Annotated in this window: 9 protein-coding genes; 8 read left to right on the plus strand and 1 reads right to left on the minus strand. The window is 71.9% G+C overall.

The window, feature by feature from the left end; translation table 11 throughout:
- Window positions 1-143: 143 nt before the first annotated feature.
- Together ABD126_RS20185 and ABD126_RS20190 are read left to right on the plus strand one after the other, a co-directional pair.
- Window positions 144-716: a sigma-70 family RNA polymerase sigma factor gene (locus tag ABD126_RS20185; protein WP_121225037.1), complete on the plus strand. Its 573-nt coding sequence runs from the start codon at window positions 144-146 to the stop codon at window positions 714-716.
- 36 nt (window positions 717-752) lie between these two features.
- Window positions 753-1,616 carry an anti-sigma-D factor RsdA gene (locus tag ABD126_RS20190; protein ID WP_343935408.1) on the plus strand — a complete coding sequence of 288 codons (864 nt, stop codon included), beginning with the start codon at window positions 753-755 and terminating at the stop codon, window positions 1,614-1,616.
- Between the two features lie 75 nt (window positions 1,617-1,691).
- Here ABD126_RS20190 and ABD126_RS20195 read toward each other — a convergent pair whose 3' ends face one another.
- Window positions 1,692-2,141 (minus strand): DUF5319 domain-containing protein, encoded by a 450-nt coding sequence (locus ABD126_RS20195; RefSeq protein ID WP_309115159.1) that lies wholly within the window; start codon window positions 2,139-2,141, stop codon window positions 1,692-1,694.
- A gap of 70 nt (window positions 2,142-2,211) precedes the next feature.
- On the opposite strand from ABD126_RS20195, the gene guaB reads away from it, so the two are divergent.
- The 6 genes from guaB to ABD126_RS20225 all read left to right on the plus strand — a co-directional run.
- Window positions 2,212-3,723 carry an IMP dehydrogenase gene (guaB, locus tag ABD126_RS20200; RefSeq protein ID WP_343935409.1) on the plus strand — a complete coding sequence of 504 codons (1,512 nt, stop codon included), beginning with the start codon at window positions 2,212-2,214 and terminating at the stop codon, window positions 3,721-3,723.
- A 45-nt stretch (window positions 3,724-3,768) separates the two neighbouring features.
- Complete coding sequence (locus tag ABD126_RS20205; protein ID WP_309115161.1) at window positions 3,769-4,902, plus strand: GuaB3 family IMP dehydrogenase-related protein; 1,134 nt, start codon at window positions 3,769-3,771, stop codon at window positions 4,900-4,902.
- A gap of 109 nt (window positions 4,903-5,011) precedes the next feature.
- Window positions 5,012-6,736: an FAD-dependent oxidoreductase gene (locus ABD126_RS20210; protein WP_343935410.1), complete on the plus strand. Its 1,725-nt coding sequence runs from the start codon at window positions 5,012-5,014 to the stop codon at window positions 6,734-6,736.
- Window positions 6,737-6,804: 68 nt separating this feature from the next.
- Window positions 6,805-7,764, plus strand: coding sequence for an MBL fold metallo-hydrolase (locus tag ABD126_RS20215; RefSeq protein ID WP_343935411.1), 960 nt, complete (start codon window positions 6,805-6,807; stop codon window positions 7,762-7,764).
- Window positions 7,761-9,320 (plus strand): FAD-dependent monooxygenase, encoded by a 1,560-nt coding sequence (locus tag ABD126_RS20220; RefSeq protein ID WP_343935412.1) that lies wholly within the window; start codon window positions 7,761-7,763, stop codon window positions 9,318-9,320. Before ABD126_RS20215 ends, ABD126_RS20220 begins: the two co-directional genes overlap by 4 nt.
- 11 nt (window positions 9,321-9,331) lie before the next feature.
- Window positions 9,332-9,556: hypothetical protein (locus ABD126_RS20225; RefSeq protein WP_343935413.1), on the plus strand; the 225-nt coding region annotated here is incomplete at its 3' end.

Raw genomic sequence — 9,556 nt, forward strand, 5'->3', positions numbered from 1 at the left:
GTCAGATGGGGTCCAAAGACCCCTTTTGCGTGCATCCGGTCCCGCGACCGGTACGGTGAGTGTCACCGGTACGGGCGACGTCCGTCGTCGCGTGCTGTTCGTTGTCGGTACGCCTACACGTAACACCAGGGCTGTTGTCTGCGATGACCAACTTGGGGGACGGACTGGACGCCGAAGTGGGCGCGGCCGTCGATGGCGACCGCCACGCGATCGAGCGGCTGCTGGCATCCATTCGTCCCTTGGTGGTGCGGTACTGCCGCGCCCGAGTCGGAAGGCAGGAGAGGTCTTTCGCTTCGGCGGACGACGTGGCCCAGGAGGTGTGTCTCGCGGTGCTGACGGCCCTGCCCAGCTATCGCGACCAGGGTCGGCCGTTCTTGGCGTTCGTCTACGGGATCGCAGCGCACAAGGTGGCCGACGCGCATCGCTCAGCTGCCCGGAACCGGTCCGAACCGGTGCCGGAGGTGCCCGACGCCCCCGAGACGGAAGCCGGTCCCGAGCAGCGCGCCATGCAGGGCGAGCTGTCCGGCCGGATGGCCCAGCTCCTGAAGATCCTTCCGGAGAAGCAGCGGGAGATCCTGCTGCTTCGCGTGGTCGTCGGCCTGTCGGCCGAGGAGACCGCCGACGCCGTCGGCTCCACGCCGGGTGCGGTTCGAGTGGCGCAGCACCGCGCCTTGGCCCGCCTCCGCAAGTCGTTGGCAGCGGAGGAGGTGGTCTGAGTGGCCGACCAGCACGAGAAGGGCGATGGAGAAGTCGTGCGCGGACGAGATGAGAGAACCCCGCTCACCTCGGATGACCCCTTGGTGGAGCCCGGTGACGACCTCGCGGGGATCCGAGCGGATGACGCTCTGCTGGACGCGCTGGGCGGGCGCGGACACGCGGAAGGGCTCGTCGAGGACGAGCTGAACGCGCTGCTGCTCGCGTGGCGGCGCGAAGTGGACAGCCGACCGGTGGGCGAGCTGGTCGACACCGACACCGCGGTGGCCACGATCGCCGCCGCGCAGCCCCAGCAACGGGGCCGCCACCGGTTCCTGATCCCGCTGGCGAGCGCCGCCGCCGTGCTGGCGATCGCGTTCACCGGGGTCAGCCTGGTGGCCCGCGACGCCCAGCCGGGTGACGCGCTGTGGGGTCTGACCAGGGTGTTGTACTCCGACCACGCCCGGTCGGTGGAAGCGGCCGTGACGGTCCGCACCGACCTGGAGACCGCCCGCGCCGCGCTGCGCGAGGGCCGCTACACCGAGGCCCGCGAGCTGCTGGACAAGGCGAGCACGGTCCTGCCGTCCATCTCCGCCGACGACGGCAAGGCCGACCTGGCGCAGAAGCACGAGTCGCTGGTCCGCGAGCTGACCAGCACCAACCCGGCGCCGACCAACCCGCCGGCGAGCCAGTCGCCGTCCACGACCTCCGCGCTGCCGACCGAGCCGAGCACGCCGTCGTCCACGGCCCCGACCACGACGACCCCGGAGCCGACCACGACCACGGCCCCGACCACGACGACGACCGTGCCCACGACCGACGGCACGGCCGCTCCGCCGCCGAGCAACGACCCGCCGTCGGGCGGCGCGACCCGCAACGAGCCGGGCTCAGAGCAACCGAACGCGAGCCCGACCGGCAATTGACACGCAAGATGAAGCCCGCCCCCAGCTAGCAGGGGCGGGCTTCGTCACATCCGGGCCGAGTTCTCGGTCACACCCTCAGCGCGCGCCCTCGGTCGCGGTGACGCCGTCCGCGTAACCGCGGCAGTACTCCCAGGACACGTACGCGGTCGGGTCCGGGTCGTAGGCGGGCTCGTGGGGGCGCATCCGGCCGTCGGAGAGCAGCTGCTCCAGCGACGACCGCAGCAGCGCCCAGTCGTGGTAGTGCGGCTCCTGGCACTCGCCGCAGTCCACCACGATCCCCCGGACACCACGGTGTTCCAGCAGCGCCTGGTAGACGGCGAGGTCGCTCAGGTCGCCGATCAGCTCGGCCCGCTCGACGTCGTCCATCGGCGGGTGGTCGTGGTCCTCGTCGGGCGAACCCAGGGACAACGCCGGGTCCTCGGGGTCGCCCGCGAACGGGTCTGGTGGCAACGCGTCGTGCGGCACGACCCCGCACGGTACCGAAGAGACCCCCGACCACGTCCAGATACCATGGGCTGAACCCATCGCCGCCTGCGGAAAACCCCAATTCGCGGTCGGCGGGATCGCCGCACGACGGAAAGGCTCACCGGCCGCCATGACCAGCGAGTTGAACGCTGACGGAGTCCCGAGCAAGTTCGCGATGCTGGGACTGACCTTCGACGACGTGCTGCTGCTGCCGGCCGAGTCCGAGGTCGTGCCGAGCGGCGTGGACACCAGCACCCGCATCTCCCGCAACACCACCCTCGGCGTGCCGCTCGCGTCCGCCGCGATGGACACCGTCACCGAGAGCCGGATGGCGATCTCGATGGCCCGCCAGGGCGGCATCGGCGTGCTGCACCGCAACCTGTCCATCGAGGAGCAGGCGCGGCAGGCCGAGACGGTGAAGCGGTCCGAGGCGGGCATGGTCAGCGACCCGGTGACGTGCTCCCCCGACGACACGATCCGCCACGTGGACGAGCTGTGCGCCCGCTACCGGATCTCCGGCGTCCCGGTGACCGACGCGCAGGGCAAGCTGGTGGGCATCATCACCAACCGCGACATGCGCTTCGAGGTCGACCACTCGCGCAAGGTCAGCGAGGTCATGACCAAGGGCCCGCTGGTCACCGCCCAGGTGGGCGTGTCCGCGGAGGCCGCGCTGGGCCTGCTGCGCCGCCACAAGGTGGAGAAGCTGCCGATCGTCGACGGCGACGGCAAGCTGCGCGGCCTGATCACGGTCAAGGACTTCGTCAAGACCGAGCAGTACCCGAACGCCTCGAAGGACCCGGACGGCCGCCTGCTGTGCGCCGCCGCGATCGGCGTCGGCGAGGACAGCTTCACCCGCGCCATGACCCTGGCCGAGGCCGGCATCGACGTGATCATGGTCGACACCGCGCACGGCCACCAGCGCAACGTGCTGGAGATGGTCGCCCGGGTGAAGAAGGAGCTGGGCGACGAGGTGGACGTGGTCGGCGGCAACGTCGCCACCCGGGCCGGCGCGCAGGCGCTGGTGGACGCGGGCGCGGACGGCGTGAAGGTCGGCGTCGGCCCCGGCTCGATCTGCACCACGCGCGTGGTCGCGGGCGTGGGCGTGCCGCAGATCTCCGCGATCTACGAGGCGTCGCTGGCCTGCCGCCCGGCGGGCGTGCCGGTGATCGGCGACGGCGGCATCCAGTACTCCGGCGACATCGCGAAGGCGATCGCCGCGGGCGCCAGCGCGGTCATGCTGGGCAGCCTGCTGGCGGGCACCGCCGAGTCGCCGGGCGACCTGATCCTGGTCAACGGCAAGCAGTTCAAGACCTACCGCGGCATGGGCTCGCTGGCCGCGATGCAGGGCCGCGGCGACCGGAAGTCCTACTCCAAGGACCGCTACTTCCAGGACGACGTGCTGTCCGAGGACAAGCTGGTGCCCGAGGGCATCGAGGGCCGCACGCCGTTCCGCGGTCCGCTGTCCCAGGTCGTGCACCAGCTCGCGGGCGGCCTGCGCGCGGCGATGGGCTACACCGGGTCGCGCACGATCGCCGAGCTGCAGGACAAGCAGCTGGTGCGGATCACGGCGGCCGGCCTGAAGGAAAGCCACCCGCACGACATCACGATGACCGTCGAAGCGCCGAACTACACGACCCGCTGAGCTAGAGTCCACGGGTTCCGCAGGTCAAGGAGAGGACGACACAAGGTGCGCGATCTGGTCGAGATCGGCATGGGCCGGACCGCGAGGCGGGCCTACGAGCTGGACGACATCGAGATCATCCCGTCCCGCAGGACCCGTTCGTCGAAGGACGTCTCGACGGCGTGGCAGATCGACGCCTACCGCTTCGAGATCCCGCTGATCACCCACCCGACGGACGCGATCGTCTCGCCGGGCACGGCGGTGGCGGTGGGCGAGCTGGGCGGTCTGGGTGTCCTCAACGCCGAGGGCCTGTGGGCGCGGCACGGCGACGTGGAAGAGGCGCTGTTCCGGCTGGTGCAGTCGGTGGAGGACACCGACGACCCGGCCGCGCCGGTCAAGGTGCTGCAGGAGCTGCACCAGGCCCCGGTGCGCATGGACCTGATCGCCGAGGCGATCAAGCAGGTGCGCGAGTCGGGCGTCACGGTGGCGGTGCGGGTCAGCCCGCAGCGGGCCGCCGAGCTGACCCCGGACCTGCTCGCGGCGGGCGTGGAGATCCTGGTCGTGCAGGGCACGATCATCTCCGCCGAGCACGTGTCGCGCGACGGCGAGCCGCTGAACCTCAAGTCGTTCATCGCGGACCTGGACATCCCGGTCATCGCCGGCGGCGTCGGCGACTACCGGACGGCCATGCACCTGATGCGCACCGGCGCGGCGGGCGTGATCGTCGGCTACGGCTACACCCCGGGCGTCACCACGACGGACTCGGTGCTGGGCATCGGCGTGCCGATGGCCACGGCCATCGCGGACGCGGCGGCGGCGCGCCGGGACTACCTGGACGAGACCGGCGGCCGGTACGTGCACGTCATCGCCGACGGCGGCGTGCTGACCAGCGGTGACGTGGCCAAGTCGATCGCGTGCGGCGCGGACGCGGTGATGCTGGGCGAGCCGCTCGCGGCGGCGGCCGAGGCGCCGGGGCAGGGCCTGTACTGGACGGCGGCGTCGGCGCACCCGTCGGTGCCGCGCAGCCACGTGTCCACCGGCGTGGACCAGGTGGTGGACCTGCGCAGCCTGCTGTTCGGGCCGTCGGTGGACCCGCGGGGCGTGACGAACCTGTTCGGTTCGCTCAAGCGCGCGATGGCCAAGACCGGCTACTCCGACATCAAGGAGTTCCAGAAGGTCGGCCTGACCGTCCGCGGCTGAGGCGAACCTGTGCGAAACCCCTCGTCCCGGGGCGGGGGGTTTCGTGCGTTCGGGGGACTGAACCGATTGGGACTAGCTGTTACTTCGGGTTACGCCTAATCTGCCCCTCATGGGTGAACTCGCCGGTAACATCCGCACGGACTACGACGTCGTGGTCGTCGGCTCGGGCTTCGGCGGCAGCGTCGCCGCCCTCCGGCTGACCGAGAAGGGCTACCGCGTCGCCGTGCTGGAGGCCGGCCGCCGGTTCGCCGACGACGAGTTCGCCGCCACCTCGTGGGACCTCAAGCGGTACCTGTGGGCGCCCGCGCTCGGGTGCTACGGCATCCAGCGCATCCACGCGCTGCGCAACGTGATGATCCTGGCCGGGTCCGGCGTCGGCGGCGGGTCGCTGGTGTACGCGAACACCCTGTACCGGCCGCTCAAGCCGTTCTACAACGACCGGCAGTGGGCGCACATCACGGACTGGGAGTCCGAATTGGCCCCGTTCTACGACCAGGCCAGCCGGATGCTCGGGGTCGTGCAGAACCCCACCACCACCCCGTCCGACGAGGTCATGAAGACCGTCGCCGAGCGGATGGGCGTGGCCGACAGCTTCCACCCGACCCCGGTCGGCGTGTACTTCGGCGAGCCCGGCCAACCCGCCGAGGACCCGTACTTCGGCGGCGCCGGACCGGCCCGCACGGGCTGCACCGAGTGCGGCGAGTGCATGACCGGCTGCCGGGTCGGCGCGAAGAACACCCTGGTCAAGAACTACCTGTACCTGGCCGAGCGCAACGGCGCGGAGGTGCTGCCGCTGACCACCGTCACCGGCCTGCGCCAGGCGGCGGACGGCACGTGGTCGGTGGACACCCGGCGCACCGGCGCCAAGCTGCGGCGCGGCCGGCGCACCATCACCGCCGGCCAGGTGGTGCTGGCCGCGGGCACGTGGGGCACCCAGCAACTCCTGCACCGGATGCGCGACGAGGGCGCGCTGCCCGAGCTGTCCCGCAAGCTGGGCGAGCTGACCCGCACGAACTCCGAGGCGATCATCGGCGCGGGCCGCTTCACCGTGGACGAGGACCGCAACTTCAGCCAGGGCGTGGCCATCACGTCCTCCATCCACCCCGACGAGCAGACCCACATCGAGCCGGTGCGCTACGGCAAGGGCAGCAACGCGATGGGCCTGCTCCAGACCCTGGCCACCGACGGCGCCAAGGCCACGCCCCGGATCCTGCAGTTCCTGGTCCAGGCGGTGCGCCACCCGGTGCGGCTGGCGCGGCTGCTGTCGGTGCACCGGTGGAGCGAGCGGACCGTGATCCTGCTGGTCATGCAGAGCCTCGACAACTCGATCACGACGTACACCAAGAAGGGCGTCTTCGGCCGGAAGCTCACCTCCAAGCAGGGCCACGGCGAACCCAACCCGGCCTTCATCCCCGCGGGCCACCGCGCGAACCTGCTGGCGGCGGAGACCATCGACGGCGTGGCGGGCGGCACCTGGGGCGAGCTGTTCAACATCCCCCTGACCGCCCACTTCATCGGCGGCTGCCCGATCGGGTCGGACCCGGAGTCGGGCGTGATCGACCCGTACCACCGCGTGTACGGCTACCCGGGCCTGTCGGTCGTGGACGGCGCGGCGATCTCGGCGAACCTGGGCGTGAACCCGTCGCTGACCATCACGGCGCAGGCGGAACGCGCGTTCTCGCTGTGGCCGAACAAGGGCGAGGCCGACCAGCGCCCGGCCCAGGGCGAGGCCTACCGGCGGGTGCCCGCGGTGACCCCGGTGCAGCCGGCCGTCCCGTCCGACGCTCCCGGCGCTCTGCGGCTGCCGATCGTGGAGGTCCGCACCAAGGCGTGAGCCTCACACCTCGACGACCTCGAACTCGGCCGGGGCAACGGGTGGTGGCCGCCCCTATGGTGGGAGGCGTGGCAGCGAAGCCGTTTGCGTCCAGTGCCGACCTCGCACCCAAGGACGAGGAGTTCGTCCGCCTCGCCGAAGGCGTCTACGCCCTCACCGCCGAAGGCGACCCCAACGTCGGCGCGATCGAGGGCGAGGACTTCCTGGTCTGCGTCGAGGCCCGCGCGACACCCGTGGCCGCCCGCCGGTGGCTCGACCGCCTGCGCGAGCACACCGACAAACCCGTCCGCCACCTGGTCCTCAGCCACTACCACGCCGTCCGCACGCTGGGCGCGAGCGCGTTCGGGGCCGAGCAGGTCATCGCGCACGAGAACACCCGTGCCCTGATCGCCGAACGCGGCGAGCAGGACCGGGCCAGCGAGTACGCCCGCATGCCGCGCCTGTTCGAGGACCCCGCCTCCATCCCCGGCCTGACCTGGCCGACCCTGACCTTCACCGACCGCCTCACCATCCCGCTCGGCGGCGACCGTGGCGACCTCGAACTGCGCTACTGCGGACGCGGCCACACCGCCGGCGACATCGTGGCGTGGCTGCCCCAGCAGCGGATCCTGTTCGCGGGAGACCTGGTCGAGAGCCGGGCCGCCCTCTACACCGGGGACGCGTTCCACGACGAGTGGGCGTCCACCACGCTCGACGCCGTCGCCGCCCTGGGCGCGGAACAGCTGGTCGGCGGCCGGGGCGCGGTGGCGCGGGACCGGGGCGAGGTCGAGGCGGCGATCGCCCAGTCCCGGCACTTCCTGGACGAACTGCGCCGCACGGTCGGCACCGTCCACCGCTCGGGCGGCACGGTCGCCCAGGCCTTCCGGGCCGCCCACGACGCCCTCGCGCCCCGGTACGGCCGGTGGCCGATCTTCGAGCACTGCCTGCCGTTCAACGTGCAGCGGTACTGGGACGAGTGCGACGGCGTCGACTGGCCGCGGATCTGGACCGCCGAACGCGACCAAGAGGTGTGGGCGGCACTGCGGTGACCCCGGTCGTGGTCGTCGGCGCGGGGCCGGTGGGCATGACGGCGGCCCTGTTGCTGGCTCGCGCCGGGGTGCCGACGGTGGTGCTGGAGGCCGCCGACGCCCGCACCGCCGTCGGCAGCCGGTCCATCTGCCTCCAGCACGACGTCCTGCACATCCTGGAGCGGGTCGGCGCGGGGCGGGCGGTGGTCGAGGCGGGCGTCACCTGGTACCGCGGTCGGACGTTCTTCCGGGGGCGCGAGGTGCTGACCGTGGACCTGCCGAGACGCCCGGGCTTCCCGCCGTTCGTGAACACGCCGCAGACGGAGGTGGAGCGCATCCTGGAGGCGGGGGTGCGGGCCGAGCCGCTGATCGACCTCCGTTACGGGCAACGGGTCGTCGGCCTCTCGCAGGACGGTGGCGGGGTGACACTGTCCACTGTGGACTCGACGGTCGTAGGTACCCACTGCATAGCCGCCGACGGCGTGAAGTCCACCGTCCGCGACCTGCTGGGCATCTCGTTCGAGGGCCACTCGTTCCAGGACCTGTTCGTGATCGCGGACATCCGGGTGGACCTGGGCCACGCGGAACCCGAGCGCCTGTTCCACTTCGACCCGCCGTGGAACCCGGGCCGCCAGGTGCTGCTGCACCCGCAACCGGGCGGCGTGTACCGCATCGACTGGCAGGTCCCGGAGGGTTTCCGGCTGACGGACGAGCACATCAGGCGCATCACGGGCGACCGTCCGTACGAGGTGCTGTGGCAGTCCACGTACCGCTTCCACCAGCGCCGGGCGGACCGCTTCCGGGTGGGCCGGGTGTTCCTGGCGGGGGACGCGGCGCACGTGATGAGCCCGTTCGGCGCGCGGGGGCTGAATTCGGGCATCTGCGACGCCGACAACGCGACGTGGAAGATCGCTCTGGACCGGGCCGGTGAGGCGGGGCCGGCGTTGCTGCCGTCGTACGAGATCGAGCGGGGCGCGGCGGCCGATGAGAACTTGCGGGTGACGGGTGCGACGATGCGCTTCCTGGTGCCGTCGACGGAGGAGGAGCGCCGGTACCGGCTGGAGGTGTTGGAACGCGGCGACAAGGCGCGAATCGACTCGGGCAGGCTGTTCGAGCCGTTCCCCTACCGGGATTCGCCCCTGACGTCCCCGGGCTGCACCGGCGAACTGGCCCCCGCCGGCTCCACTCACGGCCCAGGCTTCACCTTGATAGGCGAAACCCTGATCCGCCCAGACGGCCACTACGCCGCCCAACCCCTCCCACCCCAGCCCGCTCCCTCCTCGGCCCACGCAACCACCTCAACGCCCCCGGCCCCGGCGTCGCCTCCGGCCACCTCCGCCTACACCCCGGCCTCCACTTCCGCTGCGGCCTCCGCTTCCACCGAGGCCTCCGCTTCCACCGAGGCCGCCACCTCCACCGAGGCCTCCGCTTCCGCCGCGGCCGCCACTTCCGCCCCGGCCTGCGCGCACGTGGCCGCCTCCACTTCCGCCTCTGCGCACGTGGCCGCCTCTGCTTCCGCCTCCGCGCGCCTTGCCGCCGCCCTTCAGCGAGCTAAAGGTTTCACTTCACTGAACTAAAATTTTCACCCGTGGTGGGCGGCAAGGAGAGCCAGGCCAAGCGAGACCACCGGCGCCACACTCATCTGCGCCCGGCCAAGCGGGGTCGTGAACCCGCCGCGCCGAGTCCCGCCGCGCCGAACCTGCCGCGCCGAACCTGCCGCGCCGAACCTGCCGCGCCGAACCTGCCGCGCCGAACCTGCCGCGCCGAACCTGCCGCGCCGAACCTGCCGCGCCGAACCTGCCGCGCCGAACCT

It is taken from the genome of Saccharothrix mutabilis subsp. mutabilis, from assembly GCF_039521145.1.
Lineage (GTDB): Bacteria > Actinomycetota > Actinomycetes > Mycobacteriales > Pseudonocardiaceae > Actinosynnema > Actinosynnema mutabilis.

What these genes read in the sequence shown, in the direction of transcription:
- ABD126_RS20185 (WP_121225037.1), top strand. Translation starts at nt 144, where the DNA reads ATGACCAACTTGGGGGACGGACTGGACGCCGAAGTGGGCGCGGCCGTC.
- ABD126_RS20195 (WP_309115159.1), bottom strand. Translation starts at nt 2,141, where the DNA reads ATGGGTTCAGCCCATGGTATCTGGACGTGGTCGGGGGTCTCTTCGGTA.
- guaB (WP_343935409.1), top strand. Translation starts at nt 2,212, where the DNA reads ATGACCAGCGAGTTGAACGCTGACGGAGTCCCGAGCAAGTTCGCGATG.
- ABD126_RS20210 (WP_343935410.1), top strand. Translation starts at nt 5,012, where the DNA reads ATGGGTGAACTCGCCGGTAACATCCGCACGGACTACGACGTCGTGGTC.